This is a genomic window from Arthrobacter sp. 2RAF6 (assembly GCF_052115205.1).
Classification (GTDB): Bacteria; Actinomycetota; Actinomycetes; order Actinomycetales; family Micrococcaceae; genus Arthrobacter.
Map to the genome: position 1 here is coordinate 1 of NZ_JBFRGF010000043.1, position 13,416 is coordinate 13,416.

The following is a 13,416-nucleotide window of genomic DNA, read 5'->3' on the forward strand; positions in this document are numbered from 1 at the left end:
CCGGCCACCGGAAACGCAACCAGGCAAAATAAGCACTCCCCGGTCACCTGCACCCCGTGATGCAGGGTATGGGGCATCCACCAAACGGCGGATGCCCCATACCGCTCCCGCCCATCAAAGCAAGAGGCCCCAATGACCCAAACCCTCAAAGAAATCATGGAGGGTCCCGGCATTGAACCAGTCGATCTCTGATTCAGCGGGCATCCAAATCATCGTCATGGCATTGCTAGTCACGGCAACAGGTGTCGTCGCCCTGGCCGGGGTCGTCATTATGTTGCTGATCGCTCCACTCGCTACGGTCGCAATCCGGTGCCGGCGCATCAAGAGAGCGCAAAGCAGATATCGGCTGCGACGGACTCCCGGAAGTTCCACGCGAAATGCGCAACACGATTCGTCCCCCAGCGACACATAGTTAGTGTCCGGCATGCGAGGAAAGAGACTCCTGGCGGACCCATTGGGAGGCCGCTAGGAGGCGTCCGTCCCCCACGGATCGTATGCCAGACCGTGCCCCTTGCAGTTGCGTGCCCCCACGCGACCGGCAGGCCGGGGCACGTGCAGGGACCAAAGGATTCCTGCCCGGCGTGCGGCTGGGCGTGAGACCCCCGGCCGTACGCCACTTCCTTACCTCAGCGAGCCGAACCGCCCCCGCGAAACATGTCAAGGACGAATCCGGTCGCAATACCCGAACCCCGGGACCCCAACGGAAATTCAGCGACGATATCCTCCCGGCATGGGGAACTTCAGAACGGGATATCTGGCCAGGGATGAACGACGCGAGCGTCGAAGAAGTATTCAGCGGAAGCTGTCTTACGTCGGATTAGGGGTGTTGGCTGCCGCCACGATTTTCATTGTCACGATTGCCCTCCGCCACTGAGGCCGACTCCTGAGGCAAGCACCCCAGCAGGCGGCGTCGCGAAACCCACCGCGAGCGCGCCGCCGTCGTAATCCATCCTGAGTCGTAACCAACAGGCGCCGCTGGTGAATCAAAGGGCGTGCTCGGATAGCCTTCAACCATGGGGGACATGGGGTGGGTTCGGCGGGTGCTGGTTGTCGAAGACCAACCATTCATGCGCGGGCTTGTCGCCGAGGCCTTGAGGGGCGCGGAATTCGACGTGCATGCCTGCGCGTCCGCGTCCGAGGCCGTATCCATGTTCGCCGCCGTCGATCCCGATGTTCTTGTGACTGACATCGACCTGGGAACCCGGCCCAACGGCGTCGAACTGGCGCATGTCGTGAAGTCGCTCTCACCGGGGTGCGCCATCGTTTTCCTCACCAACTATCCGTCGGAAGCTCCCTTTTCCGAGTTGCCGGCGGGATCAACCTTCGTCAATAAGTCGTCCCTTGACTCCGTGGACGGCCTCATCAGTGCAGTGAACTCGACCCTCGTGGAGCTTCCCGTCACCGTGGCTCCCCCTGTAGCGTCGGACGCGGCGAAGATCGGCGCGCTGACCCGCGTACAGCTGGATATCCTGCGCATGATCGCGGAGGGCTGGTCGAACGCTGAAATCGCCAAACAACGGGGAAGCAGCATGCGCTCCGTGGAGAAAGCCGTTTCGCGCACGTTCGAGGCCCTTGGCCTGAACCGCAGTCCGAGCGTCAATCCGCGGGTTGCCGCAGCAACGCTGTACACGCGCACGTTCGGGTGGCCGGACCCTGCCGATAGCGAAGAATGAGCGGACGCTCCCCTGCGCTCTGGGCCCGGGGTATCGGCGGAAGCAATGCCCTGAGCCTCTGGTCGTGGCTTCTGACCTTGCCCTTGGCGCTGACGGTCATGAACATGTTCGCCGGGTCGATCACGCTGGCTGGGACGGGATCGGTCACGCTGGCTGCCGAAAGTTCCGGCACGGCGATCGTGTTTCTGGTGCACGTCGTGCTTGGCCTTTTGGGGATGTTCCTTCGCCCCTTGATCACGGCACGGACGGGCCTCAAAGGCAGAATCACGACGGCGTTCGGCACCTTCGCGTTCCTGGGCGCCTGCCGCCCCCTCCTCGTGGCGTGGTCCGCGCAGGCCTTGAATATCGCGGACTTGAGCGAAGATCTCTGGGCCCGCGTCCTCATCAACATCGGGGCGGCCCTGGTCTTCCTCTCGGCGATCGCGATGCTGGCAGACTCCATCCGCGGGCACGCCGTGCTCGAACCCCGGCTCCGCGCTGCTCAGGCCGCGATCGAGGCGCAGCTTGGATTCGATGAGCACCGCTTGCGATCGATCCGTTCCGACTATGTCGCCGAACTCTCCAAGCGTCTTGACACGGTCCTCGCTGTCCGGATGACGACAACCCTCGACAGATCCGAGGCCTCACGCCTGCTGCGGACGATCTCCGAGGACGTCGTCCGCCCGATGAGCCACCAACTCTTCCACGACCACACCCCTTGGCCGTATGAGACAGCCCCTCCGCGGCCACCTTCCCGCACAGAACGCATCCCGGGACTCGCGCATTTGATCCAGGCTGCGCCGATCGGATTGCCTGTCCTGCTCTTTTTATCATTCATCGCAGTCCGTCTGCTGACGGAATATGGCGTCGTCTTCCTGTTGGTTCAGTGGGTTGTCGGCGGGGCCATCTTGCTCCTCGGGAACGCCGCGACGGCCCGGACCGTGCGGAGGGTTACCAGTCCCCCTCGGCGAATTTCAGCCATGGCCCTCTGCTACGCGGGCACGGCCGCAGTTTCCGCGTCGGTGACCTGCCTGCTGCAGGGCGCGTTCGGCTATGCCCCGTTCTTCTACTGGTCCGCCGTCTGGGCCTATCCGCTGACCGCGCTCACTGTGGCGGTTCTTCGAGCTGCCGAATGCCAACGACGGCGGCATGAAGTCAGGCTGGCACGCTCGCTCAACGAGCAACTCAAGCTAGCCGACCGCGCGCACCAAAAGCTGCTCCACACCCGCCGGCGGGTCGCCAGGATTCTGCACACCAGCCTCCAGGGAAACCTGGTTTCGAGCGCCCTTGCTTTGGCTGGCTCCGGAGGGAATCGCCCAGAAGAGGATCTTTCCCCGCACAACGTCACCGACATCCTCGCGCGTGCCGTGGCTACTGCGCAGAATGAGATCTTGGACGAGTCGCCCGGGCAAGCAGGGAGCGCAGCATCGAGCATCCGGGACCTGCTGCGTACTTGGGGGCGCGTGCTGAAGCTTGCATGCGACATTGAGCCCGGAGTGTGGGGGTTGTGCGACGAGGACCCCGCCAGGGCTGAGGCAGTCATCGAAGTGCTCTCAGAAGGCTTTACCAACGCCATCCGCCACGGTGAGCGAAACAATGTCCGGGTCACTGTTTCGGCCCACGAGCCGCGCCCGGCGCGAACGGCGGCGGACACCGGAGCAATTCACATAACCATCAGTTCCCCTGGCCGGCTCCGAGCCCAGATCCGTCCCGGCCTCGGGATGACGACGCTTCAGGCCCTGTGCAAGGAAGTGACACTCAGCGAGGAAGGCGAAAACGTCGTCCTCCGGGTGGTCCTTGCGTGAGCCTTGCGTGAGCCAGCGCTGCAGCGTCCCGACTTGAAACAATGGAGAGAATCCTGCCGCGCCTTCGGGTCCTTGGCCTGTCCCCCACAGTCAGATGGTTTGGCCGGCCACAGACTTGCGTGGGCCGGTTCCCAGATCAAAGTCTAACGCCCGACACGATGCGCCCATTTTGCACGGCCCCGCAATGACCCCCGAGCTTAGGAGCAATAAGTCGCCGGCCGAGCCCGCGGCTCTCTTCCCGGAGTAGCACCGCCAGCCACAGACTACCAGTCAGTTTCGCCGATCTGGAGGCGAATACCTGAGTAACGGGGTCTTTGAATCGAGTACTCAGTAGCCAAAAGCGCGTAGCCTCCACGGTAGTTAACGCATCTCTCGAGGAAATAGCTTCTAGTCATGGTTAGCGAGATTGGAAAGAAGGATGAGCCGGCGTCCAAAAACGACGCCGGCGTAGAGCGGCGCCGGCTCCTCAGATTGGGAACACTAATAACTGCGTTTACTGGTGCTTCCGCAATATCCGCTCTGGGTGCCAGCAGCGCCAAAGCCGCATCGGTGGACAAATACGTTCCCGAGGCGGAAAAGGGCGCTCCATCGGGAGTGGCAGCCTTGGACGTCACGGCGAAGATCCCGCCAACCCAGATTCCTGACCTCTCTGCGACTTACGCCCCCGCGTCCGGGTCTGCCACATACGCCACTAAGACTGAACTGCCCGCAACCGTTGGCACGCAGATCAGCACCGCCGGCAGCCCAGCGAACGTTGCCCTGGCAAAGCGCAGCACCCTCAACATCCTCGACTTCGGCGTTGTGACCGGCACGGCGTCATCGCAGACCGCAGCCATCACGGCCGCGCTTTACGGCAACCCTGGAAAGGCATTCTATTTCCCGCCCGGTGATTACCGGCTCGACACGGGATTGATCATCTCCCAGGCGAACAGCCTGCGCCTCGACGATGATGCCCGCCTCTACGCCGGAGCGGCCATGACGACCATGATCACCTACCTCCAGAGCGCTGCTGGCTATGCCGAAGACAAGGCCCTCACCGGCGGCCTCCTCGACGGCAATCTCAAAGCACAACGCATCCTCTCCATTGGCAAGGTCATCCGGTTCACCCTCACTCGGACCAACTTCAAGGACGGCATCAATCGGGGCCTCGTCACCGAGGCGGGTCTCGGGGCGGAGGTTTTCGCATACGACCTCCGGTTCTACAACAGCGGCATCAGCAACGTCACGGACAATATCGCCATCGAGGCGAACATGGGAGATTCCCACTTCCGTGACATCGTGATCCGCGACTGGACGACCGCGGTGAAGGACACCTCAGCGAACCGCTGGGACCGGGTTCACCCGTGGATCAGTCAGGACTCGGGCGCGGTCACGCAGATGGCCAGCCGTTACCCCACGTCAATCGGTTTCGACCTGACCGGTTCGTCGGACCTTCAGGCGTGTGTGGCCGACACCTACCGCTATGCCTACAAGTTCCGCACCAACGGAACCGGCTACACCCCGCCCCCTCGGCTGCTGAACTGCCGTGCTATGTGGGCAAACGACCCGATTCTCCCAACCGCGCTTGCCACGGCGAATCCCGCCTACGTCTTGGACAACACGGACGGCATTGGAGTCATTAGTGATCGGCTCACCACTACAGGCCACACCACCGCCCCCGGCAACTTCCTGACCGGCCCGACAACGAACCTCATCACCCGTCGCACCCATTCCTACGGTTACATCAAGGGCAATACGGGCTCAACCTCGGACCCACTGGACTACATTAACGGCATCCTGAACGGGACCTTCAGTTTCACCCCCACGATTTATGGCTCCAGCAACGCCGGGACGCATACGTACAATTCCCGCTCCGGCCGCATGGTTGTCAACGGCGATGAGGTCACATACTACATTCGCATCAACGCCACACTGGATGCTACAACCGCATTCGCGGGGGCGTTCCGTGTCGGCGGCATTCCACTCCCGCCTGGCGCGACCAATGTGCGTGACGGGGCCGGCGTGGTCGGGTACTGCACCAACGTCCAAGCCGCCACCGTGGCCATGTTCGCCGGGACCGCCCCCTACGTCACCATCCTGGCCCCTGCGACCGCTACTGGCACCGCAGAGGTTGATATTCCAGGGCAGTCGCTTCGGGGCAAGACTGTCGACGTTATACTCGCCGTGACCGTGACCCACTTCAAACCGTAGGGCAAATAGGATCGGCTAGTGACCCAAAACGGACCGCCGCCCTCGCATCTCGGATCTGGTAATCAGTCGAACGCCTCGACCGATGCTTGACAGGCCGGCGGAAGCCGGCTCCTTAAATCGCCGCCCAATCTTTGTAACCAACATGACACTCACTCTCGGACGCTGCCCCGCTAAAGGCCTATCCGCCGACCGGGGTGAGTCCGGCGGACGATGCAGGTTCCGCGGTGTGCTGAGAGCAGGCAACTCGCATTGCCGAGCCTACAAATCCGCCAGTACCGTCCCGGGGTTCTCGATCGCGTCCGCAACGTACCTCAGGAACCCGGCAGCCGTTTCCCCATCGCAGACCCGGTGATCGAACGCGAGCGTCAGCTCGGTGACCTTGCGAACGGCGAGCTGGCCATCCACCACCCAGGGCTTGTCGATGATGCGGCCCACGCCGAGCATTGCTACCTCGGGATAGTTGATGATCGCGGCTGAACCGTCCACGCCGAATACGCCGTAGTTATTCAACGTAAATGTGCCACTGGCCAACTCAGCCGGGGTTGCTTTGCCGTCACGCGCAACGGCGGTGAGCCGGCGGATTTCGGCATCGAGTTCGCGGGCGCTCAACAGGTGGGCGTTGCGCACAGAAGGAACCACGAGTCCACGGTCCGTCTGTGCAGCGAAGCCAAGATTGATGCCATCGAAAGCAATGATCTCCTGCATTTCACCGCCGGACGTGTCCTCCGCCGTGACAAACCTGGTGTTCAACTCGGGGAATTTTTTTAGCCCGGCTGTGACAAAACGAGCGATGAAAGCGAGCAGTCCGGGAGCGCCCTGCGGATCCCGCTTCTTGAGTTCTGCACGCGTCTCGAGGAGGGCAGTGGCGTCGACATCCACCCAGACAGTCGCTTCCGGGATCTCGGACCGGCTGCGGGTCATGTTCGCCGCAACAGCCTTCCGTATCCCTCGGACCGGAGTGCGCGAAGCCACGGACAACCCGGTGCGGGCATCCTGGACACCGGTGGAAGGCTGGACAGTAGCGGGCGTCTCAACGGGCGCGGTCTCGCGCGTGGCCCCTCCGATGGCGGCCTCAATGTCGCGGCGCAGGATGAGCCCGCTCTCCCCCGAACCAGGCACGGCGTCCAGCGAGACCCCATGGTCCCGGGCCATTTTCCTCACCAATGGGGAAATCACGGCGGAGAGCTTCCCTGGAATCCGGGTACGGGACAACGAGAGTTCGGCAAAGTCGGGGGCCGAGGTCACAGCAACAGCGGAAGCGGGAACCTTCCGCGGTCGAGTACGACGGGCCTCGCCAGCACCAGACGTGCCGTAACCAATGAGGACGTTCCCGGATCCGGCCTTTTCCTCAGTCCGGTAGGCCTCGGCAGCTGCGGACACAGCGGGTGCCTCGGAAACAACTTCCGCGGGAGCGGCCTCTTCCACAACCGCCAGCTCGGAAGCAACCGAAGCACCAACAGGAGCAACCGAGATCAGGGGCTTCCCGACGTCGAGCGTCTGGCCGGCCTCGCCGTGCAGCACGGCGACGATGCCCGCGTACGGCGAGGGCACCTCCACCATGGACTTGGCGGTCTCAACCTCGGCGATCGGCTGGTCCACGCGGATCTCGTCGCCGACGGCCACTAGCCAATTGACGAGTTCAGCCTCAGTGAGGCCCTCGCCCAGGTCCGGAAGTAGGAACACCTGCATTTCTGCGCTCATGGTCAGTTCTCCCATTGAAGGTCGTCAACGGCGTCGAGGATACGGTCGACGCTTGGCAAGTAGTAGTGCTCCAGCTTCGGAGCCGGGTACGGGACGTCAAAACCCGTCACCCGGCGGATGGGCGCGGCCAGATAGTGGAAGCAGCGTTCCTGCACCCGGGCGACAATCTCGGAGGACACGGAGGCGAATCCGTGAGCCTCGGCGATCACAACAGCTCGTCCCGTCTTGCGCACCGACGCGCAAACGGTTTCGTCATCGAAGGGCACGATCGAACGGACATCGATCACTTCAAGGGAGCGGCCCTCTTCAGCGGCCGCGGCCGCGGCGGCAAGCGCGGTCGGGACCGAGGGGCCGTAGGCGATGAGCGTTGCATCGGTGCCGGGACGCGCGACGGCGGCGCGCCCCTCGCTGCTGGATCCTGTCGCAGCGTTCGTGGCGTGTTCGGCGCGCAGGTCGCCCAGGTCCACCTGGTCTTTCGACCAGTAGAGCTTTTTGGGTTCCATGAACATGACGGGATCGTCGGAATCGATGGCCTCGCGGAGCATGCGGTAGCCGTCCGCGACGGTCGCCGGTGTGAAGACCTTCAGGCCGGCGGTGTGGGCGTAGTAGGACTCGGACGAGTCGCAGTGGTGCTCTACACCGCCGATCCCGCCGGCATACGGGACGCGGATGACCATGGGCAGCTTCACGGCACCCTTGGTCCGGTTGTGCATCTTGGCGACGTGGCTGACGATCTGTTCGAAGGCCGGGTATGCGAAGGCGTCGAACTGCATCTCAATCACAGGACGCATTCCGTTCATGGCCATACCCACGGCCATGCCCACGATGCCGGACTCGGCCAGGGGGGTGTCGAAGCATCGTTGTTCTCCGAAGGTGGCCATGAGGCCATCGGTGATCCGGAAGACGCCACCCAGGCGGCCAACGTCTTCGCCGAATACCAGAACGGAGGAGTCGGCCTCCATGGAGTCTGCCATCGCGGTGTTGAGCGCTTTGGCCATGGTGATGGTCTGCGGACCGGAGGCTTCAGCGACTGCTGCCGCGCTGGCTGCCGCGCTGGCGGTGGCGGAGCTGACGTCGCCAGTTGCGGCGCGCTCGGCGGCGTCAGAGGATGTGGTGACGGCGGGGCTCATTTGCCTGCCTCCTTCTGGCTGGATGCCTCACGGGCGAGTTCATCGGCGAGCAGGGCGGACTGCTCCTTCAGTTGGGGGGTGGGTGTGGAGAAGACGTAGCGGAAGAGATTCTGCGGGTCTACCGGAACGTCCTCCCCCAGTCCTTCGCGAAGCTGGGATGCAACGGCTTCTGCCTTCGCGGCGATTCGGGTGGAACCTTCGTCGTCGAGGAGTCCACGGCCCGTGAGGTACGCCGTCATGCGGCTGATGGGGTCCTTGGCGGTCCATTCGGCCACTTCGCTGTCCTCGCGGTACCGGGTGGCGTCGTCGGCGTTGGTGTGGGCCTGCATGCGGTAGGTGTGGGCCTCGATCAGGAGCGGTCCGGAGCCTTCGCGGGCAAGTTTCACGGCGCGGTCCAGCACTGCGAGCAAAGCGACCAGGTCGTTGCCGTCGACGCGCTCACCGGCCATGCCGTAACCGACGGCCTTGTGCGCCAACGACGGCGCCACGGACTGTTGACTCAAGGGCACCGAGATCGCGTACTTGTTGTTCTGTACGAAGAAGATGACGGGCAGGTGGAAGACGGCGGCGAAGTTGAGGGCTTCGTGGAAGTCCCCTTCGCTCGTGGCACCGTCGCCGCACATCGCCAACACCACGGTGTCTTCGCCTCGTAGTTTGGCGGCATGGGCAACCCCCACGGCGTGCAGCAACTGAGTGGTCAGCGGCGTGCACTGGATGCCCACCTTGTGCTTGGTGGGGTCGTACCCGCCGTGCCAGTCACCGCGGAAGATGGTCATGGTCTCCACAGGGTCCACTCCGCGGGACATGACGGCGACGGCGTCTCGGTATGTAGGGAACAGCCAGTCGTCTTCACTCAGGCACAGGGCTGCGGCCACCTGGCAAGCTTCTTGGCCGTGGCTGGAGGGGTACACAGCCATGCGGCCCTGCCGGACGAGGGCGGAGTTCTGGTCATTGACGCGGCGCCCCACGACGAGTTGTTCGTAGGCTGCCATGAGTTCGGCATCGCCCGGGATGGGATATTCATGGCCGGGTTCCGTGCCCTGTTCAGCTTCGGGCTTGAGCACACCAGAAGGATCGACCATCTGGATCTGGTGGCGGGCAGGCAGCATGTAGTCTTCGACGCTGATGCCGAACTTGCGTCGCACTTCGGAAGCTTGGTCGTTTGCCTCTGTGTCGTCCGGCCGAGCGTCAGCCAGACCCTGGGTCTCATGGTCCGCGGAGATCGTCATTGGTCCGTCCTTCTGTATCCACTATTTGTCACCAGTATGTTCCCTGGAGAAGTTTCGTATCCAGCTCTGGCCAGAATCGTGGAAAAGCTTGCCGGAAACCTCTAGTCTGGAAGACAAATCGCAAATGTGAGCTGGCTAACTGGCCCACGCTGAAGACGAATTGGAGAGGCGATGGCCGAAGTCGAAGCGGATAAGGCAGAGGTTCCCCTTGACCAAGTGGACAGGGACATCATTGCCGAGCTGACGCGGGACGGCCGTATGTCGGTGACCCAGGTGGCGGAGAACGTCCATATCAGCAGGGCACACGCGTATTCGAGAATTTCGCGGCTGACGGGCGAAGGGGTGCTCACGAAGTTCACGGCGCTGGTGGACCCCATCAAGGCCGGCCTGAAGTCATCGGCATACGTCACGCTCAAGGTGCAGCAGCATTCCTGGCGCGAACTCCGTGAAGAGCTTCGGCTCATTCCGGAGGTGCAGCACATTGCGCTGGTGGGTGGCGATTTCGACGTCATTCTGCTGGTACGCGCCACCGATAATATTCATTTGCGCAGGGTCATTTTCGACCAGCTGCAATCGATGCCAGGCGTGCAGGATACGCAAACTTTCCTAGTGTTCGAGGATCTGGATACGCGGTAGGACCCTGAGTGCTCGACCCGGTTGCGGGGTCATTACGTGTGAGTCCCGCGGGCGTTCACCCGACGTCGTCGGACGGACGCACATCATCGAGGGAGCGCAACAAGCAGGACGAGTCGGCTTGTACTTTCTCCGCATCCGAAGGGCGAGGATCAGCATGCAAACTGCTCCTAGGACGCCCAGAGTGCCCAGCATCGTAGCCAGGCCTTCGACGTAGTGCTCAGGGGACATCGAGCGCTACCGAGACAAGGCCAAATAGGCAACCGCTGCAGTGGCCAGCAGCAAAACGATCAAACCACCGAAATTGAACCGTTTACGGGTGGTCTTTCGGTAAGGGTTGATGTCCACATAGTCGGGCAAAGCGTCCTCCGTTTTGACGTTCCTGAATGTCCCCTTTACAAGTATCGGCCGGGCGTCAAGTCACCTAAGCGGAAGGCCGAAGTTCGAATTCAGACGGAAAGCGTCGAAGTCGAGTCCGTCTCGAAGGAAACGGACTCGACGAAGAACTGCGAGGCGGACGTGAAGTCGATTGCACGGTGATGAACCCCGGACAGCATAGCGGCTCCAAGGAGCTCCGGAGCGCTGAAGGAGGATATATGGGTCGCTCGTAAAGGCCGCGTGAGAACGGTTGGACGAGTTCGTTCGAAGAAGTCAGCCGGTATTCGGTGTGACCAGCGCGATCGAGCGCCAGGATGCCAGGTAGGGGCGCGCCGCGAACCCACGAGTCAATTGTCCGACTGCGCTGGCTGCGCCAAGCACCTTGGTCTCGCCACCTGATCCTCGATTCGTCCGGTGCCGGAGACCCGATCGAGAATGGTCTGGAATTCCGCTTTAGACGCCTTCGCCACCAGTTCAAGCGACCGATTTCTATCCCAGTACTCCTTAAAACACGCCGGATGCACCGATCAGGAGGTTGCCGCAGGACAAGCTAGGGAGCCGAGTCGGCTACGTTGATGGTGCCTGTGCGCGCCAGCTCTAGGTTAGAGGAACCCTGAGCCCGTCACGGATTCCGCGTACAAAGCCCTTCAGTTTGGCAAGGCGTTGACGCTCGAACATGAGTGTCAACGCGATTTGCTGCGGAATCTGCCAAACGCCCTCGTGTGTGAGTCCCAGCTTGCGCCCGTGCTTCCGAGTGAAGATAACGCGATTGCGGGCCTTGTAGTAGCATCGGAAGGGGCTGTGCCCAAAGGCGAAGAACCGTTCGATACGCCAACGACCGGAGAGGTCTTTGCGTGGAACCCGTAGCCAAGTGAGTGTTGCTCGTCCCACTTCGTGGAGCAGAGGAGCAGCATTAACGCGAAGGATCGCGTAGCCGGCGTCCATCAGACGCTGATTGAAGTCGTAGTCGACGTAGTCGATGAAGAATAGTTCGTCGAACCCACCAACGCGCCTCCACGCCGTGAGATCGACGATAGCACCCGAGGTGATGGCGCCCCTCCGCGCCGGTTGCCGGTACCGCTCGACGCGGGGCAGATTGAGACGATGGTAATCCTCGAGGGTTTGTTTGTTCCGATCAATTATGTACGGCGTGACCATACCGATACCTTCGCCGAGCTCCGTGGCGAGTTTTGAGACCATCGTGGGGAAGCAGACGCTGTCTTGGTCGAGGGTGAGAAGGAAATTCGCGCCGTGGTCGAGCGCGGCCTCGGCGAGGCGGTTAAGCGCCGCGGCAATGCCATCGTTGGTTTTGTTATAAATGACCGAGACGTTGGTTGAAGCATCGGCCAGATTCGAGATCGCTTCGCTGTTGGTCGACCCGTTGTCAAAGATGAACACGTGAGGTACTTGCTGGGAGACCGCTACTAGATTCTCCTGGAGTCTGTCGATGTCTGGCTCGAACGTAACGATGCCTGCAATGATCATTCGGGTGCTCTCAGTTGGTGGGTGAGTTGCGGTCAAGAACGCGTGTGCGGTGTATTCCATGGCGGGTCAGGTACGCCCAATACTCATTGCGGTACCGACTAAGCGCTCCCATGCCTGTGGCGTAGTCGTGGTCCAGGGCGTCATCGATGGTGAGGCGGTTCATGTATCGGCTGGTCAGATCGAGGCGTTCGGTGAGGGTCCGGGTCCTGGTATTCATCGCGCCGGCGAAACCGTGGCGTTCAAGTAGGACCAGGGGCTTGTCGAAAAGGAATGCGAATATCGCACCGTGGTAGGAGTCGGTGACTACGCATGAGGCCGTCTGAATCATGCCGAGAAAATCGGCGGCGTTCGTCTCCCACTCGGCTCCGGCAACCGTGTCCGACAGATGCAGGATATCGAGCGAATGGTGTTGGGCGAGCTTCGACACGTATTCGGCGTGCTGCGGCAGTAGTTCTCCGAGGTGGTAGAGCAGGATCTTCCCCTCCGCGTCGCCAGACGTAGTTGCAATCGACGTCCAGAATTCACGGTCGAACATCAGTGTGGGGTCGACGAGCAAAGTGAAGCGGGGCGCGCCCGGTCGGGATTTCAGCGAAGCGGTCCACTCTATTTCCCGAGTTCCGACCTCGTTAAATCCGGAGAGCCACCTCTGGTAGGAACTTAGCCATTCAGAGGGGATGCTCTCGTGCCCGACGCTGGGAGAGAGCGTGACAACGTTGCTCGGAGGCGTGAAGTCAGCGAAAAGGCTCCCGCTGATGCCGTAGTCGTAGTTCCAGATCTGATCGCTCCCAATGCCGATGCGAGAATATTTGTCCATCAGGCCTGAAATAGACCGCCGATCTATGTACAAAGGCCGCAAGTAGGTGTGATCGAATGTCGCGAAGCGTTCCCGCCGTCTCATTGCGGAGGCTGCGTTCGGTGATGATAGTGGTCTCGCCGTCGTCCGGCGTCGCACGCGACCGAGCAGACGCGTGGCTGCCCCGCGTAGGCCAAGCCGGAGGAGCTTGCGGGGCAGCCGCCTAAGAGCGGCGAGCCGCGTCGTCTCATGCCCTTCGACGACGACGAGGTCGACCTCGTAACCGCACTCCTCAAGGATGTTTCGGGTGGCGTAATTCACTAGATGATTGCCGTAGTTTGTCGTGCTGTGGTGGATAACGACGCCGATGCGTTTATCAAGTGTCATGAAGCGCCTCTCGTTCTCAAATAGGGTGTCTAT

At 62.0% G+C, this 13,416-nt stretch carries 9 protein-coding genes; 4 read left to right on the forward strand and 5 right to left on the reverse strand.

Annotated elements, in window-relative coordinates:
* Positions 1 to 1,013: 1,013 nt before the first annotated feature.
* The 3 genes from AB4Z38_RS21885 to AB4Z38_RS21895 all read left to right on the forward strand — a co-directional run bounded on the left by AB4Z38_RS21885 (position 1,014) and on the right by AB4Z38_RS21895 (position 5,647).
* Positions 1,014 to 1,673, forward strand: a complete 660-nt coding sequence (locus AB4Z38_RS21885) for a response regulator transcription factor (protein ID WP_441431643.1) — start codon at positions 1,014 to 1,016, stop codon at positions 1,671 to 1,673.
* Positions 1,670 to 3,457: a hypothetical protein gene (locus tag AB4Z38_RS21890; protein WP_441431644.1), complete on the forward strand. Its 1,788-nt coding sequence runs from the start codon at positions 1,670 to 1,672 to the stop codon at positions 3,455 to 3,457. The genes AB4Z38_RS21885 and AB4Z38_RS21890 overlap by 4 nt, the downstream gene beginning before the upstream one ends.
* A gap of 393 nt (positions 3,458 to 3,850) precedes the next feature.
* Positions 3,851 to 5,647, forward strand: a complete 1,797-nt coding sequence (locus tag AB4Z38_RS21895) for a hypothetical protein (protein WP_441431645.1) — start codon at positions 3,851 to 3,853, stop codon at positions 5,645 to 5,647.
* 258 nt (positions 5,648 to 5,905) lie between these two features.
* Here AB4Z38_RS21895 and AB4Z38_RS21900 read toward each other — a convergent pair whose 3' ends face one another.
* Genes AB4Z38_RS21900 through pdhA form a run of 3 tightly spaced genes read right to left on the reverse strand, consistent with a single transcriptional unit; the run spans position 5,906 to position 9,707 of the window.
* Positions 5,906 to 7,348 (reverse strand): dihydrolipoamide acetyltransferase family protein, encoded by a 1,443-nt coding sequence (locus AB4Z38_RS21900; RefSeq protein ID WP_441431646.1) that lies wholly within the window; start codon positions 7,346 to 7,348, stop codon positions 5,906 to 5,908.
* Positions 7,349 to 7,350: 2 nt separating this feature from the next.
* On the reverse strand, positions 7,351 to 8,478 hold the full coding sequence (locus tag AB4Z38_RS21905; protein WP_441431647.1) for an alpha-ketoacid dehydrogenase subunit beta: 1,128 nt from the start codon (positions 8,476 to 8,478) through the stop codon (positions 7,351 to 7,353).
* Positions 8,475 to 9,707 carry a pyruvate dehydrogenase (acetyl-transferring) E1 component subunit alpha gene (pdhA, locus tag AB4Z38_RS21910; RefSeq protein WP_441431648.1) on the reverse strand — a complete coding sequence of 411 codons (1,233 nt, stop codon included), beginning with the start codon at positions 9,705 to 9,707 and terminating at the stop codon, positions 8,475 to 8,477. Before pdhA ends, AB4Z38_RS21905 begins: the two co-directional genes overlap by 4 nt.
* Positions 9,708 to 9,878: 171 nt before the next feature.
* Here pdhA and AB4Z38_RS21915 point away from each other — a divergent pair, with 171 nt between their 5' ends.
* Positions 9,879 to 10,343 (forward strand): Lrp/AsnC family transcriptional regulator, encoded by a 465-nt coding sequence (locus tag AB4Z38_RS21915; protein ID WP_441431649.1) that lies wholly within the window; start codon positions 9,879 to 9,881, stop codon positions 10,341 to 10,343.
* A 972-nt stretch (positions 10,344 to 11,315) separates the two neighbouring features.
* Here the strand turns inward: AB4Z38_RS21915 and AB4Z38_RS21920 are convergent.
* Entirely contained in the window at positions 11,316 to 12,203 is an 888-nt protein-coding gene (locus AB4Z38_RS21920; protein WP_441431650.1) for a glycosyltransferase, read from the reverse strand.
* A gap of 10 nt (positions 12,204 to 12,213) precedes the next feature.
* The gene (locus tag AB4Z38_RS21925) at positions 12,214 to 13,383 is read right to left on the reverse strand and encodes a polysaccharide pyruvyl transferase family protein (RefSeq protein ID WP_441431651.1); all 1,170 of its coding nucleotides are present in this window, start codon (positions 13,381 to 13,383) and stop codon (positions 12,214 to 12,216) included.
* Positions 13,384 to 13,416 lie beyond the last annotated feature (33 nt).

Excerpts from the sequence above, each read along its gene's own strand:
- AB4Z38_RS21925 (WP_441431651.1), bottom strand. The coding sequence starts at position 13,383 with ATGACACTTGATAAACGCATCGGCGTCGTTATCCACCACAGCACGACA.
- AB4Z38_RS21900 (WP_441431646.1), bottom strand. The coding sequence starts at position 7,348 with ATGAGCGCAGAAATGCAGGTGTTCCTACTTCCGGACCTGGGCGAGGGC.
- pdhA (WP_441431648.1), bottom strand. The coding sequence starts at position 9,707 with ATGACGATCTCCGCGGACCATGAGACCCAGGGTCTGGCTGACGCTCGG.
- AB4Z38_RS21905 (WP_441431647.1), bottom strand. The coding sequence starts at position 8,478 with ATGAGCCCCGCCGTCACCACATCCTCTGACGCCGCCGAGCGCGCCGCA.
- AB4Z38_RS21895 (WP_441431645.1), top strand. The coding sequence starts at position 3,851 with ATGGTTAGCGAGATTGGAAAGAAGGATGAGCCGGCGTCCAAAAACGAC.
- AB4Z38_RS21890 (WP_441431644.1), top strand. The coding sequence starts at position 1,670 with ATGAGCGGACGCTCCCCTGCGCTCTGGGCCCGGGGTATCGGCGGAAGC.
- AB4Z38_RS21915 (WP_441431649.1), top strand. The coding sequence starts at position 9,879 with ATGGCCGAAGTCGAAGCGGATAAGGCAGAGGTTCCCCTTGACCAAGTG.
- AB4Z38_RS21920 (WP_441431650.1), bottom strand. The coding sequence starts at position 12,203 with ATGATCATTGCAGGCATCGTTACGTTCGAGCCAGACATCGACAGACTC.
- AB4Z38_RS21885 (WP_441431643.1), top strand. The coding sequence starts at position 1,014 with ATGGGGGACATGGGGTGGGTTCGGCGGGTGCTGGTTGTCGAAGACCAA.